The 16,764-nt window shown below is 59.2% G+C and carries 20 protein-coding genes; 14 read left to right on the top strand and 6 right to left on the bottom strand.

The window, feature by feature from the left end:
- The first annotated feature begins 15 nt into the window (after window positions 1–15).
- Window positions 16–150, top strand: coding sequence for an aa3-type cytochrome c oxidase subunit IV (locus ACR0D6_RS11140; protein WP_170654591.1), 135 nt, complete (start codon window positions 16–18; stop codon window positions 148–150).
- A gap of 17 nt (window positions 151–167) precedes the next feature.
- Window positions 168–800: a hypothetical protein gene (locus ACR0D6_RS11145; protein ID WP_480451561.1), complete on the top strand. Its 633-nt coding sequence runs from the start codon at window positions 168–170 to the stop codon at window positions 798–800.
- Here ACR0D6_RS11145 and ACR0D6_RS11150 read toward each other — a convergent pair.
- The gene (locus ACR0D6_RS11150; RefSeq protein ID WP_480451560.1) at window positions 789–1,121 is read right to left on the bottom strand and encodes an AzlD domain-containing protein; all 333 of its coding nucleotides are present in this window, start codon (window positions 1,119–1,121) and stop codon (window positions 789–791) included. The two genes, ACR0D6_RS11145 and ACR0D6_RS11150, sit on opposite strands and share 12 nt — an antisense overlap.
- Window positions 1,118–1,834, bottom strand: coding sequence for an AzlC family ABC transporter permease (locus ACR0D6_RS11155; protein ID WP_480765552.1), 717 nt, complete (start codon window positions 1,832–1,834; stop codon window positions 1,118–1,120). The genes ACR0D6_RS11150 and ACR0D6_RS11155 overlap by 4 nt, the downstream gene beginning before the upstream one ends.
- Here ACR0D6_RS11155 and ACR0D6_RS11160 point away from each other — a divergent pair.
- The 6 genes from ACR0D6_RS11160 to ACR0D6_RS11185 all read left to right on the top strand — a co-directional run bounded on the left by ACR0D6_RS11160 (window position 1,833) and on the right by ACR0D6_RS11185 (window position 7,743).
- Window positions 1,833–2,774: a formate dehydrogenase accessory sulfurtransferase FdhD gene (locus tag ACR0D6_RS11160; protein WP_480765553.1), complete on the top strand. Its 942-nt coding sequence runs from the start codon at window positions 1,833–1,835 to the stop codon at window positions 2,772–2,774. The two genes, ACR0D6_RS11155 and ACR0D6_RS11160, sit on opposite strands and share 2 nt — an antisense overlap.
- 112 nt (window positions 2,775–2,886) lie before the next feature.
- Complete coding sequence (locus ACR0D6_RS11165; protein ID WP_480765554.1) at window positions 2,887–3,840, top strand: AEC family transporter; 954 nt, start codon at window positions 2,887–2,889, stop codon at window positions 3,838–3,840.
- 60 nt (window positions 3,841–3,900) lie between these two features.
- Window positions 3,901–4,545 (top strand): molybdenum cofactor guanylyltransferase MobA, encoded by a 645-nt coding sequence (gene mobA, locus ACR0D6_RS11170; RefSeq protein ID WP_480765555.1) that lies wholly within the window; start codon window positions 3,901–3,903, stop codon window positions 4,543–4,545.
- On the top strand, window positions 4,542–5,033 hold the full coding sequence (gene mobB, locus ACR0D6_RS11175; RefSeq protein ID WP_170654603.1) for a molybdopterin-guanine dinucleotide biosynthesis protein B: 492 nt from the start codon (window positions 4,542–4,544) through the stop codon (window positions 5,031–5,033). The genes mobA and mobB overlap by 4 nt, the downstream gene beginning before the upstream one ends.
- Before the next feature lie 20 nt (window positions 5,034–5,053).
- Entirely contained in the window at window positions 5,054–7,099 is a 2,046-nt protein-coding gene (locus ACR0D6_RS11180; protein WP_480765673.1) for a molybdopterin-binding protein, read from the top strand.
- Window positions 7,096–7,743: a GNAT family N-acetyltransferase gene (locus tag ACR0D6_RS11185; RefSeq protein ID WP_480765556.1), complete on the top strand. Its 648-nt coding sequence runs from the start codon at window positions 7,096–7,098 to the stop codon at window positions 7,741–7,743. The genes ACR0D6_RS11180 and ACR0D6_RS11185 overlap by 4 nt, the downstream gene beginning before the upstream one ends.
- Here the strand turns inward: ACR0D6_RS11185 and ACR0D6_RS11190 are convergent.
- The 3 genes from ACR0D6_RS11190 to ACR0D6_RS11200 form a co-directional block, all read right to left on the bottom strand.
- Window positions 7,706–8,707 (bottom strand): hypothetical protein, encoded by a 1,002-nt coding sequence (locus ACR0D6_RS11190; RefSeq protein ID WP_170654605.1) that lies wholly within the window; start codon window positions 8,705–8,707, stop codon window positions 7,706–7,708. The two genes, ACR0D6_RS11185 and ACR0D6_RS11190, sit on opposite strands and share 38 nt — an antisense overlap.
- A gap of 13 nt (window positions 8,708–8,720) precedes the next feature.
- Window positions 8,721–9,191: a transcription elongation factor GreA gene (gene greA, locus ACR0D6_RS11195; RefSeq protein ID WP_170654607.1), complete on the bottom strand. Its 471-nt coding sequence runs from the start codon at window positions 9,189–9,191 to the stop codon at window positions 8,721–8,723.
- A gap of 135 nt (window positions 9,192–9,326) precedes the next feature.
- Window positions 9,327–9,707: a VOC family protein gene (locus ACR0D6_RS11200; RefSeq protein WP_480765557.1), complete on the bottom strand. Its 381-nt coding sequence runs from the start codon at window positions 9,705–9,707 to the stop codon at window positions 9,327–9,329.
- Between the two features lie 85 nt (window positions 9,708–9,792).
- Between ACR0D6_RS11200 and soxR the strand changes: the two genes are divergently transcribed.
- The 4 genes from soxR to ACR0D6_RS11220 all read left to right on the top strand — a co-directional run bounded on the left by soxR (window position 9,793) and on the right by ACR0D6_RS11220 (window position 14,661).
- Window positions 9,793–10,248: a redox-sensitive transcriptional activator SoxR gene (soxR, locus tag ACR0D6_RS11205; RefSeq protein WP_170654610.1), complete on the top strand. Its 456-nt coding sequence runs from the start codon at window positions 9,793–9,795 to the stop codon at window positions 10,246–10,248.
- A gap of 136 nt (window positions 10,249–10,384) precedes the next feature.
- On the top strand, window positions 10,385–12,031 hold the full coding sequence (locus ACR0D6_RS11210) for an electron transfer flavoprotein-ubiquinone oxidoreductase (protein WP_480765558.1): 1,647 nt from the start codon (window positions 10,385–10,387) through the stop codon (window positions 12,029–12,031).
- Window positions 12,032–12,134: 103 nt separating this feature from the next.
- Window positions 12,135–13,850, top strand: coding sequence for a tetratricopeptide repeat protein (locus tag ACR0D6_RS11215; RefSeq protein WP_480451544.1), 1,716 nt, complete (start codon window positions 12,135–12,137; stop codon window positions 13,848–13,850).
- The gene (locus tag ACR0D6_RS11220; protein ID WP_480765559.1) at window positions 13,840–14,661 is read left to right on the top strand and encodes a 4-(cytidine 5'-diphospho)-2-C-methyl-D-erythritol kinase; all 822 of its coding nucleotides are present in this window, start codon (window positions 13,840–13,842) and stop codon (window positions 14,659–14,661) included. Before ACR0D6_RS11215 ends, ACR0D6_RS11220 begins: the two co-directional genes overlap by 11 nt.
- Here the strand turns inward: ACR0D6_RS11220 and ACR0D6_RS11225 are convergent.
- Complete coding sequence (locus ACR0D6_RS11225; RefSeq protein ID WP_170654618.1) at window positions 14,654–15,652, bottom strand: polyprenyl synthetase family protein; 999 nt, start codon at window positions 15,650–15,652, stop codon at window positions 14,654–14,656. The genes ACR0D6_RS11220 and ACR0D6_RS11225 overlap by 8 nt on opposite strands.
- Before the next feature lie 56 nt (window positions 15,653–15,708).
- Here ACR0D6_RS11225 and ACR0D6_RS11230 point away from each other — a divergent pair, with 56 nt between their 5' ends.
- Together ACR0D6_RS11230 and ACR0D6_RS11235 are read left to right on the top strand one after the other, a co-directional pair.
- Complete coding sequence (locus tag ACR0D6_RS11230) at window positions 15,709–15,924, top strand: putative signal transducing protein (protein ID WP_170654620.1); 216 nt, start codon at window positions 15,709–15,711, stop codon at window positions 15,922–15,924.
- Entirely contained in the window at window positions 15,921–16,700 is a 780-nt protein-coding gene (locus ACR0D6_RS11235; protein ID WP_480765560.1) for a tRNA1(Val) (adenine(37)-N6)-methyltransferase, read from the top strand. The genes ACR0D6_RS11230 and ACR0D6_RS11235 overlap by 4 nt, the downstream gene beginning before the upstream one ends.
- Window positions 16,701–16,764: the final 64 nt, after the last annotated feature.

The raw sequence follows: 16,764 nt of genomic DNA on the forward strand, positions 1-16,764 counted from the left end.
AGGAAAGATTCTGAAATGGCTGAACACAAGCACGGCGAAATGGACATCACCGTTCAGACAAAGACCTTTGAAGGGTTTGTGAAATTCACAACATGGACCGTTGCGGTCATCCTTTTCATACTGCTTTTCATGGCTGTGTTCACCTCCTGATCTGAACGGGTGTGTCTGTGCTCAGAATTCTGATTGCCTGTCTTCTGGCGGCAACCGTTGCAGGGTGCGCGGGATCGAAACGTCCCGAGGGTGATCCGGCACAGATCGTTGCCCGGTCCTATCGCGATCCGGGCCCTTCGACGCTTACGCTCTATACGATGATCAACAACCGTACAGGGCAGGGCGCGCACACCTCTTTGATGATCAATGCGCGTGAGCGTGTGATTTTCGACCCGGCCGGTTCATTTCAGGCTGACATCGTACCGGTTAAGGATGATGTGCTTTATGGAATCACTCCGGCGGTTGAACAGGCGTATCGGGCGTCTCATGCGCGTTCCACCCACCACGCGGTCATTCAGACGTTGCAGGTGACGCCGCAACAGGCCGAAATCGCCTATCAGTTGGCAAAACAGACCGGGCCGGTTCCCGGCGCGTTTTGCGCGAACTACACCGCGCGCATCCTGCAACAGGTGCCGGGGTTCGAGCAGATAGATGTGGTGTACCAGCCGAAAAAGCTGTCGGACCAGTTCGGGCAAATCCCCGGCGTAGTGACCGAAACCTACTATGAATACGATGATGCCGACCTGCAGAAAGGTTTGGCAGAGAACAACGCCAAACTGAACGAGCTGGACCGGGTGTCAACCGAGTAGGTACAGCAGCCCGTACAGCGTGGCGGCACCGGAAAAGATCGCCGCCAGAACGTTTTTCGTTATCAGCCCTACTGCCAGCGCGACCGTCGCTGCACTCATCCGCGGCACATCGGCTTCCCCACCGGTTGCCGAGGGCCAGACAACTAATGGCGCGATCAATGCGGGCAGGATGGCCACTGCCGTGTACCTGAGGTGGCGTAACAGCCACGGCGGCATCGGGCGGTCGCCGACAAAGCCAATGAAGACGAACCGCAATGCAAAGCTGCCAACTGCCAGCCCGACAATGATGATCCACATGGTGGTGGGGTCGATCTGCGTCATGCCTTTGCCTTTCTGCGCTCAAGCATCACTTCTGCCTGCGCTCCAGCCATCATGCCTGCGCAACCCGCGATCAGCAGGCCCAGATTGAACGGAATCGCCACGGTCAGCAGGGACACCAAAATCGCAACAAGTGCCGCCACCACATGTGCCATCGTCCGCATCATCGGGCCGATCATGGACAGAAACGTAATGGGCAGGGCAAAATCCAGCGCCCAGCTTTCCGGAATTTGCGTGCCAAGAACCGCACCCAGATAGGTGGACAGAATCCACAGCGGGGTTATCGGCGTGACCGAGCCGAAGAAATAGGCCATCCGCTGCGGTACAGTCAGATCAGGTTCGTTTTCGAACCGCACGATCGAGCAGGCATAGGACTGATCAACAGTCAGATAGGCCGCAAAGGCCCGCTGCCACATCGGGGCCGCCCCAAGATACGGCGTCAGCGAGGCCGAATACATCGCCATCCGCAGGTTTACCGCCAAGGCCGAGGCCAGCACGATTGCCGTTGGTGCCCCGTCCTGCAGCAATTGCAGTGCTGCAAACTGCGCTGCCCCTGCAAACACGGTTGCTGTAAAGGCCATGGTTTGAACGATATCCAGCCCAGCCTCGGTGGCGAACACGCCGAAAAGCGTGCCAAAGGGAATGGCCACGAAAACAAAAGGTGAGCCGTCCCGAAAACCCTTCCAGAAGTATGACTTGGATGTGGTGAATGCCATGGCTAAATCCTATGGTGTCGGCATCAGCAGTAGCGGGCTTGGGAAAGGGTTGCAATTGGCCACGGAAACAGACCTGACGGAATATATCATCGCACCGGATCCCGGCGCGGCCCGTCTGACCCGGGCGGTCGAAGGCGTGGACCAGAACGGGCAAGCCAGTCACATCTCGGTGGTCGAGGAACGCCCTCTGACCATATTTCTCAATTCGCAGGAAATCGTGACCGCGATGACCATTGGTGACTACCCCGAGTATCTGGCACTTGGGTTCCTGCGCAATCAGGGGATGTTGCTCGCGGACGACGACATTGTGCGTGTCGATTATGACGACGATCTGGAAACCGTCGTCGTGCGTACCGCACGTGAGACCTCGTACGAGGACAAGCTCAAGAAAAAGACACGCACCAGTGGATGCGCCGTGGGCACCGTGTTCGGTGACATGATGGAAGGGCTCGAAGACGTGCGTCTGCCGCAGGTACAGGTGCGCACCTCGTGGCTGTATGATCTAGCGGCCAAAATCAACCGAACGCCGTCTCTGTATCTTGAGGCTGGTGCGATTCATGGCACCGTCCTGTGCCGTGAAAACCGCCCGCTGGTTTATATGGAGGACGTCGGTCGCCACAACGCGGTCGATAAGATCGCTGGCTGGATGCTGTCCGAAGGTGAACAGGCGGAGGACAAGATCCTTTACACCACCGGGCGTCTGACCTCTGAAATGGTGATCAAGACCGCGATGATGGGCATCCCTGTCTTGGCGTCCCGATCAGGTTTCACCGCATGGGGCGTCGAGATCGCGCGCGAGGTTGGCCTGACCCTGATTGGCCGCATGCGCGGACAGCGATTTGTGTGCCTGTCAGGAGAGGATCGGCTGGTTCGGGATGTTGATCCGGCGAGCATTCCCAGCGAAGAAAAACGGAATAAGAGAAAAAGCTCTTTGCCCTGATTTTTGCCTCTCAGGGTAGCTGTCTCAAGAAAATCATGCGAATTCTTATAGATGTGCCCTAGTATGGAGGGCGCAGATACAGAATTTGAACAGGCTCCGGCCGGAGAGAGACATGGAACTGATCAATCTTATTGCGCCGGTATTTGCGGTTATCCTGACGGGTTACGTGTTTTCGTGGACAAAGCTTCTGAGCGAAAACACCGCCGATGCGTTGGTTCAATTCGCGGTTTACGTCCTGATCCCAGCCATCATGTTTTATCTGATCGGGCAGGAGAAATTCGAGAACCTCATCAACTACGGCTTCTACATCTCCTACGGTGGAACGTTGCTGGCCCTGTTCATCGTTTTGTTTTTCTGTTTGAGGGGCGTGGTGCATCTGCAGACCGGTGCTGCAACTGTGGCGGCATTTGCCGCTGTCGCCTCAAACACCGCGCTGGTCGCCCTGCCTGTTCTGCACGCGATCTTCGGCTCGAAGGGTGCGCTGCCGGCGGTATTGGCCAATCTGGTCGTTGCACTTTTGCTTTTGGTCATGACAACCATTCTGGAAAGTTCGGCAGGGCACAAGGCAGGCACCAAGACGCCGATTTACAAGATATTCCTGAACGTTCTCAAAAATCCGATCATCGCCGCGACTTTGCTGGGTGTTGCGTATTCGTTCACCGGCATAGGGTTCTCGGATTCGGTTTCGGACTATCTGGAATTGCTGAGCCAGGCGTTGGCCGCCGTTGCGCTGTTTGCGATCGGGTTTACCACCAGCGTGCGCACGATCGTGCAGACCGGGCCGATGATCCTGTCTTTGACGGTGGTAAAGCTGATCGTCGCGCCGGGGCTGGTGCTGCTGGCCGCCCATCTGATCGGGCTGGACCCGTTGTGGACGATCGCGGCAACCGTTTCCTCGGCGGTTCCGACGGCGAAGAACGTGTTCCTGCTGGCCAAGCATTATGAGCAGGAACCCAAGCTTGCAGCCCATATCGTTTCCTCTACATCCTTCCTGTCAATCGGGACACTGATCATGTGGCTGTTTGTCCTCCACCAGCTTTACCCCTCGGCATTTCAACTGAATTGATTAGATTGTGGATCGTCGCGAAGTGGCGACCGGTTATCGGTTTGAATCTGGGGATAGAGAATGCAGCAGACTCTTGGCGTCATCCTTGCAGGCGGGCTTGCCACCAGAATGGGCGGTGGTGACAAGGGTTTGCTTCAGCTTGGACAAAAAAGCCTGCTCGCGCATGTGATCAACCGTCTGGGACCGCAAGTGGATGGCCTTGCGCTGAATGCCAATGGCGATCCCGAACGGTTTGCCGATCTGGGTCTGCCTGTGCTTGCTGACACTATCGAAGGTTTTGCCGGACCTCTGGCCGGGGTTCTTGCCGGGCTCGATTGGGCTGCCGGGCAGGGGGCTGACCGTATCGTAACCGCCGCTGCCGACACGCCGTTCTTTCCGCGTGATCTGGTTGAACGGCTGGTGCAGGCATCGCAGGGGCAGACCCATCCGCTGGTTCTGGCCACGACGCCGCGCACCGGGGATGAGGCGCTGAAATCCGGTGGAGGTAAGCGCGTGAACCGACATCCGACCTTCGGTCTCTGGCCTGTCGCCCTGCGGGACGACCTGCGGGCGGCACTGAACGACGGGCTGCGCAAGGTCGTGTTGTGGACCGACAGACATGAGGGGCGTGAGGCGCTGTTTCCGGCGGACCCCTTTGATCCGTTCTTCAACGTCAACACGCCCGATGATCTGGAACTGGCGCACAAGATGCTGGAGAAGGCATGAAAATCTATGGCGTGACCGGATGGAAGAATACCGGCAAGACTGGATTGATGGAGCGCCTTGTGGCGGAAGTCACCGCACGTGGTTTCACCGTCTCGACCATAAAGCACGCGCACCACTCCTTTGACGTCGATCAGCCGGGTCGCGACAGTTATCGGCATCGTCAGGCCGGGGCGGCCGAGGTCTTGCTGGCCTCGCAATACCGTATTGCCCTGATGCAGGAATTGCGCGGCGCGCCAGAACCTGCGCTGAAGGATTTGCTGGGGCGTCTCTCACCCGTCGATCTGGTGTTGATCGAAGGCTACAAACGCGAGCGTCACCCCAAGATCGAAACCCATCGGGCCGAGCCGGGACAACCGCTGATCGCGACTGATGATGATACGATCCGCGCCGTGGCTAGTGACTCGCCATTGAATCTGGATCGCCCGGTTTTTGACCTGAACGACACCGCAGGTATCACGGACTTCATTCTGCGGGAGGTCGGTTTGTGATACCGTTCCAGACCTTTGCCATGGTGGACTGGTCTGGTGGAAACGATACAGGCCCGCGCCCCTGCAAGGATGCAATCTGGGCCTGCGTAGCGCGGGATGGCGCGGCGGAAGAGCCGGTATATCTGCGCAACCGAAAACTGGCCGAGGACTGGCTGGCTGAGCTGATCGCGGCGGAATTGGCTGCGGGCCGCCGCCTGTTTCTGGGCTTTGATTTCCCCTTCAGCTATCCACAGGGCTTTGCGCGGGCGCTGACGGGTTCGGACGATCCGTTGGAGATGTGGTCATGGTTCGAGGCCCGGATCGAAGACGCGCCCGACAGGAACAACCGGTTCGATCTGGCCGGTGAGATAAATCGTGGATTTGGCGGAAAGGGGCCATTCTGGATGAACGCCCTGCAACGCGACATTACAGGTTTGCCGCGTAACAAATCCGACTATCGTAATCCATTCCCAGATCGTCGCGCGGTTGAACATCTGGCCAAAGGTAGTTTCACGTGTTGGCAGATGGCGGGTGCCGGGGCTGTTGGCGGTCAGGTGATGATGGGGTTGCCCGTGCTTTCCCGGTTGCGGAACCGCTTCGCCGGAAAGGTGGCCGTCTGGCCGTTCGAGCTCTTGGATAAACCTGTTGCGTTTGTCGAGATCTGGCCTTCGCTGAATTTTGGCAAGGAACCCGCAAACCGGATCAGGGATGCATGGCAGGTAGAACAGGTCGCCTTGACTCTGGCCCGCTTGACGGTTGAGGAATTGGCGATCCAATTGGATGTCAGCGCGTCAGAGGAAGGCTGGATACTGGGTGTGACACAGGACAAACCGAATATTTCCCCCCCACCACTCAGAAACGACTGTTTCGCGTTACCGGCAGGTGTGAACTGGACACCTGTTGATGAGGCTCTGGACCTGTTGCGGGACAGATTGCGCCCGATCGCGGGGGTTCAGACGGTTCCTCTGGCCCACGCGTCAGGCCGCGTTCTGGCCGGTGATGTCACCGCGCTGCGATCCAACCCACCACAGCCGAACACGGCGGTCGACGGGTATGGCTTTGCGGGGGCAGTGCCCGAAGGCGCGCATGTATTTCCGCTGACCGAAGGGCGTTCGGCTGCCGGGATACCCTATGACGGCACAGTCCCTAAGGGCCACGCCCTGCGGGTTCTGACCGGTGCGGCCCTGCCTGATGGGGTGGATACCGTCATTCTGGAAGAGGATGTGACGGTTCAGGACAATCACATCGCATTTCACGGCCCGCTGAAGCAGGGGGCCAATACGCGGCGTGCGGGCGAAGATGTCGCCGCAGGGGACATCGCGCTGACGGCGGGCCGCAGGCTCACACCTGCTGATCTGGCGCTTTTGTCCGCTGTGGGGGTGGCCGAGGTTCCTGTACGCACCCCTTTGCGGGTGGCCGTCCTGTCTACCGGGGATGAATTGGTCGAACCCGGCGCCGCTGCTGGGCCCGGCCAGATCTACGATGCCAATCGCCCGATGCTGTTGGCGATGATCGAAAGGCTGGGTTTCAAGGCGGTGGATATCGGCCGGGTCGCGGATGATCGGGCTGTTTTGAAAGACAAGCTGGATGAAGCGGCAGGCAAGGCCGATGTCATCCTGACCAGCGGCGGGGCGTCTGCAGGAGATGAAGATCACGTTTCGGCCTTGCTGCGCGAGGCCGGTGCCATGCAGGAATGGCGTATCGCCCTCAAGCCGGGGCGGCCTTTGGCGTTGGGCGTATGGAACCAAACGCCGGTTTTTGGGTTGCCGGGAAATCCGGTGGCGGCGATGGTCTGCACTCTGATATTCGCCCGCCCCGCCCTTGGGCTGATGGCTGGCGAAGGCTGGCAGGTGCCGCAGGGCTTTGACCTGCCTGCGGCGTTTGAAAAGCGCAAGAAGCCGGGCCGCCGCGAATATCTGCGCGCCCGCGTAAGGGAGGGTCGGGTCGAAGTTTTCCGATCAGAAGGGTCCGGACGGATCAGCGGCCTGAGCTGGGCCGAAGGTCTTGTTGAGATCGGGGATGGTGAGTGCCACATAACACCGGGTGATCCCGTGCGGTTCATTCCCTATGGAAACTTCGGCTTGTGACGGTTTCGGTCTCACGCGGATTCTCGGATCATGAGCGCGCGCAGGCGGCGGCGCTCTTCTGGCAGGCCTTCGCGGCCAAGTTGAACCGGGTCATGGGGCCGGACAGCAAGGGTCTGCAGTTTTTCCAGCAGGCGCTGAACCCGGACTTTGCCCTCGTGGCCCGAAATGCCGATGGCAGAATGTTGGGTCTGGCCGGGTTCAAAACCGATGTAGGCGGGCTGGCCGAAGGAAGTATGGCAGATCTGGCGCGTGTCTATGGCTGGTTCGGGGCCACTTGGCGGGGTCTGATTCTGGGCGTGCTGGAACGCAAACTTCAGCCGGATGTCTTTCAGATGGATGGGATATTCGTCGATGCAGCCGCCCGCGGCCAAGGTGTGGGCACGGCACTTCTGGCTGCGATCAAGGAAGAAGCCCGGCGTACAGGAATGCGCGAAGTGCAGCTTGACGTGATCGACACCAATCCCCGCGCCCGCGCCCTGTACGAGCGTGAAGGTTTCTTACCCAAAGGCGAAGAAACGACCGGACTGTTCAAATACATCTTCGGTTTCAGCAAAGCGACCCGGATGAGCTGGTCGGTCGATGCAGGGCCGGTGACAGATAGCGACCTCAGTCAAACGTCCCCGCCACGCGGCCCAGCAACATGAACGCCCGCGCCGTGCGCGTTTCCCCCAGCGCGGTCAGTTCAGCGTCGCTGGCTTCTGGTTCGAACGCGACGATCATATGATCGAACCGGCGCAGAAAGTGATGCGCCGCATCGCGAAAGATCGGGTCCTGTTTCATCCGGCCGGCCGTCAGCGCCAACGATGAGCGATCCCGGATACCCCCAAGCGAGGCAACCGCCCGCCCACGCGCTCCATGCGCAAACTGGCGCCAGATCTCGGGCCGTGCCATGTCGGGGCGCAGATCGTCCATATAGATGCCTTCCTGACTGAGCAGTGTCAGCACATCCTGCGCGGCCTGAATAAGCTGTGCCGTCTTTCGATTCTTCAGGGCTGCCTTCAATGCGGCAAACCCTTCGGTATCTTCGGGCGTTTCCGGAAAATTCAAGGCGCGGATAAACGTCTCAGATGTCAGCGGCGGGGCAATCTCCTCGGCCGATGTGCCAAGCTCCAGCGATGTCTGGTCGTCCTGCGACGCAGGACTCGGGGGCTGTGTGGCCCGTGTGGGCTCGTGCCGTTTCGATGAAAAGGTGACCAGCGCTTCTTCGGTCTTTTTGGTAGCTTCCGCGATTTCATCCAGCTTCTGGTTGACGGCCGGTTCATAGGCGCTGGCCGCTTTTTGCTGTTGGATGACATAGGCCTGCCGGATGGCGTCGATAGCCGTTTGCAACCGCTCGCTTTCTTCGCGCATGACCCGGCTGGCACGCATCGCCAGCGCGGCAACCCAGATCATGGCAACCGGCATGAAGACAGCCAGAAGTGCGACGATAAACCCGCCGCTCCGGGTTTCGCCCGGCAATACCAGAAAAATTACGGAAACCACCAGCCAGATCAGGCTGAGTGCAACGGCCGCAATCTCAATCCCCGTGATGGACGGGTTGCCGGGCCGATCATAGATGCCCAGAGATGTCGGTCGCTCGGATTCCCGGTCTGAGTTGGGCCCGGACATGATAACTGCTCCGTCAGGAGTACTGGATATTCAAAACTTCGTAAGACCGCATACCGCCCGGTGTACGTACCTCGACGCTGTCGCCCTCATCCTTGCCGATCAGGGCGCGGGCGATCGGTGACTTGATGTTCAGCAGACCGTTTTCGATGTTTGCTTCGTGTTCACCCACGATCTGCCAGGTTTTTTCTTCGTCGGTATCCTCGTCGACCAGCGTGACCCGGGCGCCGAACTTGATCGCGCCCGACAGTTTCTTGGGGTCGATCACGTCGGCCAGCGATAGGGTCCCCTCAAGTTCCTTGATGCGGCCTTCGATAAAGGACTGCTTTTCGCGGGCCGAATGGTATTCGGCGTTTTCCGAAAGGTCGCCATGTTCGCGTGCTTCGGCGATGGCCTTGATGATGGCCGGGCGTTCTTCGGATTTGAGGGTCTTCAGCTCTGCCTCAAGCGCGGCAAAGCCCGCAGGCGTCATGGGGATCTTTTCCATTTTTTCTTCGTCCACGCAAAAATTGTGTCGCCCCGCCGCACGAAAGCGTCGGGGCGACAGATTGGGTCGCTGAATACCTGACCCAAATGGCGCGCAAATTGCAAGAGGTCAGTGATAACTGACGCGGATTACAGCCTAATCATAGGCAACAACCTCGAATTCGATGCCATTGTCGTCGTCGAAATAGAATCGCCGCCCCGGTTCGTAGTCGGCGTGATTGTGCGGCTCAAACCCGGCGGCCCGCACTTTGGCCTCGGTCGCGTCGATGTCATCGACCAGCACACCCACATGGTTCAGTCCACCAACTATGTCATAGCTGCTCTCACCCGAAGGTTTCGGGTCGCCCGGGGCATAAAGCGCCAGATACGTGTGCGCACTGCCCACATGCACGGTGTATCCGCCCGCAATCGCCGGGCCTTCCCACCGGGTTTTCCAACCGAATACATCCTGCATCCACTCAGCCGTGGCCTTTGGATCGCGCACGGTGAAATTGGTGTGTTCAAGTGTCGCCATCATGTGGTCATCCTTTCTGTTTCAGGCTTGTCCCGACTCACCGTAATTTCTAAACCTAACTTTAGGTCAAGGTATTTGTGGGGGTCGCATGGCTGTTTCTGAAGGACTGGCAATCGGGGCTTTGGCCCAGCGGACGGGGCTGGCGGTCTCAGCCATCCGGTATTACGAGGCGCAGGGCCTGATTGCGCCCTGGCGCAACGCTGGTGGGCAGCGGCGGTATCAGCGCGCCGATATCCGGCGCCTGAGCTTTGTGATGATCGCACAGCAATTCGGCCTGACCCTGCCCGAAATCCGAGAGGTATTGTCGGGTCTGCCTGGCAACCGCACCCCCACCCCGCAGGACTGGAAAGACATCAGCGTCAGGCTACGTGCGCATCTGGACCAGCGAATCGATACTCTGCTTCGGTTGCGCGACAATCTGGATGGATGCATCGGCTGCGGGTGCCTCAGCCTGCCTAAATGTGCCCTCTACAACCCCGATGACCGTGCAAAAACGCATGGTAGCGGTCCCAGATACCTGATGGGTGACGCGCCAGAGGATTGATATGCCGCATTGCGGCAGTTTTACGCCGTGTTTCGATTGACCAGACACTTTCACAACGGGTAATCACCCGTGAAACAAAATTGCGCCAACCATGCGGTGAAAGCGCCAATTCGGAAAGTTAGCTAAGGAGCCCGCGATGGCCGAGATTGAACGCGAAGCGATGGAATACGATGTGGTTATCGTGGGCGCAGGCCCCGCGGGCCTGTCGGCGGCCATCCGTCTGAAACAGCTGGATGCCGACCTGAACGTTGTTGTGCTGGAAAAAGGGTCCGAAGTTGGCGCGCATATCCTGTCGGGTGCGGTTCTTGATCCCTGCGGTCTGGACGCGCTGATCCCGGACTGGAAGGAAAAGGGCGCTCCGCTGAACGTGCCGGTAAACGAGGACAACTTCTATATGCTGGGCGAAGCGGGTCAGATCCGCATCCCCAACTTCCCGATGCCGCCGCTGATGAACAATCACGGCAACTACATCGTCTCGATGGGCAACGTCTGCCGCTGGATGGCGGAACAGGCAGAAGAACTGGGCGTCGAAATCTTCCCCGGCATGGCCTGTTCCGAAGTGGTTTATGGCGAAAACGGCGAGGTCAAAGGCGTTGTGGCCGGCGTCTTTGGTCTGGAAGCAGACGGCTCGTACGGTCCGAACACCGAGCCGGGCATGGAACTGCACGGCAAATACGTGTTCCTGTCGGAAGGCGTCCGTGGTTCGCTGTCCAAGGAAGTCATCGCCAAGTACGACCTGTCCGCTGGCAAAGAACCGCAGAAATACGGCGTCGGGATGAAAGAGATCTGGGAGATCGACCCGGCCAAGCACAAGGAAGGTTCGGTCACGCACACCATGGGCTGGCCGCTGGGCGGTAATGCCGGAGGTGGATCGTTCATCTATCACCTTGAGAACAATCAGGTTTATGTCGGATTTGTGGTTCACCTGAACTACAAGAACCCGCACTTGTATCCTTACATGGAATTCCAGCGCTTCAAGCATCACCCGATGGTGGCCGAGCTGCTGAAAGGCGGCAAGCGCGTGGCTTATGGTGCCCGCGCAATCACCGAGGGCGGCTATCAGTCGATGCCGAAGCTGGTCGCGCCGGGTGTGGCGCTGCTGGGTTGTTCGGCGGGCATGGTCAACGTCCCGCGCATCAAGGGCAACCACAACGCAATGCTGTCGGGCAAAGCCGCAGCCGAGGCCGCGTATGACGCCATCAAGGCCGAGCGTTCGGGTGATGAACTGACCGATTATGAGAGCGAAGTCCGCAATGGCGCGATCGGCAGCGACCTCAAGAAAGTGCGCAACGTCAAGCCGATGTGGTCCAAGTGGGGCCTGACGGCCTCGTTGGTGTTTGGTGGTCTGGATATGTGGACCAACACATTTGGGTTCTCGTTGTTCGGTACGTTGGGCCATGGCAAGAATGATGCGGAATCGACCGAAGATGCCAGCAAGCACAAGCCCATCGACTATCCGAAACCCGATGGCACGCTGTCTTTTGACCGTTTGACCAACGTGTCCTTCGCCGCAACCAACCACGAGGAAAGCCAGCCCTGCCACCTGCGCTTGGCGGACCCCGAAATCCCGGTTAAGGTCAACCTGCCAAAATTCGACGAACCCGCGCAGCGTTACTGCCCGGCGGGTGTCTATGAAATGGTCGAAGATGAGAACGGTCCGCGATTCGTGATCAACTTCCAGAACTGTGTTCACTGCAAGACATGTGACATCAAAGACCCCAGCCAGAATATCACCTGGACCACACCGCAGGGTGGGGACGGTCCGAACTATCCGAACATGTAAGCAAAAATCGGGTGATGGCGGGGACGTGAAAGCTCTGCCATTGCCTCTTTGTTCCGCAGGCCCTAGCTTATCTGTCAGACAACGACAATAAGGCAGGATTTCGGTGTTTTCTCTGGTTCGTCGCGCGGCGTTTGCCGTGTTTGCTACCGCTTCTGCGCTTCCGGTTCTGGTTTTGGCAGATACCGGCGCGGGCTCTTATCTGGCCGGGCGTCAGGCGATTTACGAAAGCGACTATGCTGCTGCGGCCAGATACTATGCCCGCGCGCTGAATTTCGATCCGAAGAACACTCAACTGCTGGAAAGCGTCCTTCTTGCCCGTCTGGCATTGGGTGAAGTTGAACGCGCGTTGCCGATTGCCCAGGCCATGGCAGATCAGCAGTTACGCAGCCAGGCCGCCAGCATGACCATCGCTGCCAGTCTGGTTTCCGAAGGCAAGTATGACGAACTGCTGGCGCAGGATCCGGAAACGGAGGGTGTCGGTCCACTTGTCGACGGTTTGATGATTGCCTGGGCGCACATCGGAAACGGGGCAATGTCGAAGGCCCTGGAACAGTTCGACACGGTTGCCGGGCAGGATGGTCTGCGCGAGTTTGCGCTGTACCACAAGGCAATGGCACTGGCTTCTGTCGGCGATTTTGAAGGGGCCGAGGCGGTTTTTTCGGCCGAAGACGGGGTTGTTTCGCGCATCTCACGCCGCGCCGCGCTGGCCCGGGTCGAGATTTTGTCACAACTGGATCGCAATGAGGACGCGCTTGCGTTCCTGTCGGACGTCTTCGCAGGTGGTACCGATCCGTCAGTCAGTGATGTCATCGATCGTCTGAAGGCAGGCGAAACGTTGCCCTTCACGCATGTTCGCACGGCGCAGGACGGAATTGCCGAGGTGTTCTTTACTGTCGGTGCCGCTCTCAACAGCGAAGCGGCTGACGACTATGTTCTGCTCTATTCCCGCATCGCAGGATATCTGCGGCCGGATCACATCGACGCCTTGCTGCTCAGCGCCGAAAAGCTGGATGAGCTGAACCAATACGATCTGGCGGTCGCGACCTATCGCATGGTGCCGCCGGACAGCACGGATTACCATGCGGCTGAACTGGGCCGCGCCGACGCCCTGCGCCGAGCTGACAAATCTGACGCTGCCGTCGAGGTTCTGCAAAATCTGGCGCTGCAACATCCGGCCCTGCCGGGCGTTCACAGCGCGTTAGGCGACCTGCAAAGACAGCAGGAGAACTATGCCGACGCGGTGGCCTCCTACGACAAGGCCCTTGATCTGTCCGCGGACACTTCGGGCCGCAACTGGTTTCTGTATTATGCGCGCGGGATATCCCATGAACGGCTCAAGCATTGGGACAAGGCCGAAGCGGATTTTCGCAAGGCTCTGGAACTGAACCCGGATCAGCCGCAGGTACTGAACTATCTCGGCTACTCGCTGGTCGAACGGCAGGAAAAGCTGGACGAGGCGCTGGACATGATCGAGCGCGCCGTGGCCGTCCGGCCCGACAGCGGCTACATCGTGGACAGCCTCGGCTGGGTCCTGTTCCGTCTGGGCCGTTATGAAGATGCCGTGGATCACATGGAACGGGCGGTCGAGCTGATGCCGGTCGATCCGGTTGTGAACGATCACCTGGGCGACGTGTACTGGGCGGTTGGCCGCGCGCGTGAGGCCGAGTTCCAGTGGAAGCGCGCGTTGTCCTTTATCGATCCGGAAGACACGGATGGAGAGGCCGACCCCGACCGCATCCGCCGCAAGCTGGAAATCGGTCTGGACGCGGTGCTGGAGGAAGAAGGCGCAGACCCCTTGAAAGTCGCCAATGAAGGTTGAGGCATTCGCGCCCGCCAAGATCAATCTGACCCTGCATGTGACCGGCCAGCGTGACGATGGCTATCACCTGCTGGATTCACTGGTGGTGTTTGCCGATGTAGGGGATCATCTGACCTTTACGCCCGGCGCTGATCTGTCGCTTACCGTTGCCGGAGAACATGCCGAAGGAGTTCCAGAGGACAGCCGCAATCTGGTCTGGAAAGCAGCGCAGGCTGTTGGCTGGACAGGGCAAATTCATCTGAACAAAGTTCTGCCCCACGGCGCGGGGATAGGCGGTGGGTCTTCGGATGCAGCGGCGGCCCTTCGCACGTTTGCCGGACAGGGAGCAAAGGTTCCACAACACCTCCCGCTGTCTCTGGGGGCTGATGTTCCTGTCTGTATGACGGCCGCAGCAGCGCGGATGCAGGGTATTGGCGACAGGGTTTCATCTGTCACACTGCCGAACCTGCCTGCCGTTCTGGTCAATCCGGGCATTCCGGTTCCAACCGGCCCGGTTTTCAAGGCCTTGGCGCGGCGTGATAACTCACCGATGCCCTCCGAAATTCCAGAGTTTGATACGCCTGAGGATTGCGCCATATGGCTGCGCGAGCAACGTAACGATCTGGAAGATCCTGCCATTGGATTGGCGCCCCAGATCGAGCGCGCGTTGGACGATCTGCGATCAACAAGGGATGCCCTGATGGCGCGCATGTCAGGGTCAGGTTCAACCTGTTTTGCGCTTTATCCGACAATGAAAGCGGCGCATTTCGCGGCTTATGAGATCGGCGCTGAGCATCCCGACTGGTGGTGCCGCGCGACGCAACTCAATTGAGCCGCGACACCACGTAATCGGCCAGATCGCGCAGCAGGTCGCGGATTTCGTGATCCGGTAACTGGTCCAGTGCTGCTTTGGCTTTGGCCGCCCAACCAAATGCATCTGCGCGCGTCGCATCGAACGTGCCATACTTGTTCATCAGCCCAAGAGCGTGATCCAGATCGCCGTCTTCCTGACGGCCCTTTTCGATCGTGCGCTGCCAGAATGCGCGCTCTTCGGTGGTGGCCTGTGCCACCGCCTTGATCACTGGCAGCGTCAACTTGCGCTCGCGGAAATCGTCGCCGACATTTTTGCCGGTCGCTTTGCTGTCGCCCTGATAGTCCAGCAGGTCATCGGCAATCTGAAACGCGATCCCCAACGCATCGCCAAAGTCAAACAGCGCCTTGACCTGTTCCTCTGATGCGCCCGCAATCACACCGCCCACTTCGGTCGCCGCCGAAAACAGTGCCGCCGTCTTGCCGCGAACCACTTTCAGATAAACCGACTCGTCGGTGCCCAGATCGGTCGCTGCCGTCATCTGCAACACCTCGCCCTCGGCAATCGTGGCCGAGGCATTGGCAAGGATATCCAGAACCCGCAGTGATCCGGTTTCCACCATCAGTTGGAAGCTGCGTGAAAACAGGTAATCGCCCACCAGAACGCTAGACTTGTTGTCCCACAACAGGTTCGCCGTGGGCCGTCCGCGCCGTTGTGCGCTCTCGTCGACAACGTCGTCATGCAGCAAGGTGGCGGTGTGGATGAATTCGACTGTCGCGGCCAGCCGCACATGATGCGCGCCGGAATAGCCGAACAGCCGTGCCGCAGCCAGCGTCAGCATCGGTCGCAGGCGTTTGCCGCCCGCTTCGACCAGATGCGCCGTTACCTCGGGGATTCGCGGTGCGTGCTCCGATGCCATCCGGGTGCGGATCAGTTCGTTTACGTCCGCCATGTCGGCGGTCAGAATCTCCGCCAGACGCTCATGCGGTTTTGAGATTGTGCCGACGCTCATCAAACTCCTGCTACAAGGCTCGACTTTCGCCCCACCTTGCCCTTACATCCATCCCCATGAAAGAACTTCTGCGCAGCACCGATCCGACCATCATGGCCTTTGCTTCCGCTCTTCTTCAGGGCGAGGATATAGACTGCTTTGAGATGGACGTAAATATGAGCGTCCTAGAAGGCGGCATAGGAATCTTTCCGCGCCGCCTGATGGTGCGCGTTGATGATTTCGACCGGGCCGCACGGGTGATGCGCGACAACGAAATTCCCTTGGGGAGATGAGTGGCTTTTCCGAAAACGACCTGACCCGAAACGACTTTCTGGGTGGTCGGATCAGGTTGTGGCAGCCCAGAAGCGGATATCGCGCGGGTGTTGATCCAGTGTATCTTGCGGCTTCTGTTCCGGCCTCTGCCGGACAATCGGTGCTTGAACTGGGATGTGGCGCTGGGGCTGCGATCCTTTGCCTGTCCGCCCGGGTGCCGGGACTGGCGCTGACCGGGATCGAACTGCAATCCGCCTACGCGGAACTGGCGCGCAAAAACGCATCGGAAAACAGCCAGGCGCTTGATGTTGTTCAGGCCGATCTTTCCGCCTTGCCGTCTGAACTGAAACAGCGGCAATTCGACCACGTCATCGCCAATCCGCCTTATTATCAGCAGGGCGCCCATAGCCAGTCACCAGACGAAGGGCGACGGATTGCCTTGGGGGAACAAACGCCTCTGTCCGTCTGGATTGACGTGGCAGCCCGGCGTCTTGCACCGCGCGGCTATCTTCACATGATACAGCGCGCCGACCGCTTGCCCGACATGCTAACGGCCTGTTCGGGGCGTCTGGGATCGGTTGAGATTCTGCCGCTGGCACCTCGCGAAGGTCGGTCTGCCGAATTGCTGATTTTGCGCGCCAGAAAGGCAGGGCGAGCCGCGTTCAGACTGCACGCTCCGGTCATTTTGCATAAAGGAGATCGGCATCCCGGCGACGAAGATCACTATCACTCTGAGATCGAGGCCATACAGCGTCACGCTGCTGCCATGCCGTGGCCCGGCTCAAACAGGCGGTGAACAGCCGAAAATGTCGGATTTATGACAGAATCTGTGCGCTCGCAGCGTGACAGGGTGGAAACGA

The organism is Ruegeria sp. BJ6 (genome assembly GCF_056537885.1).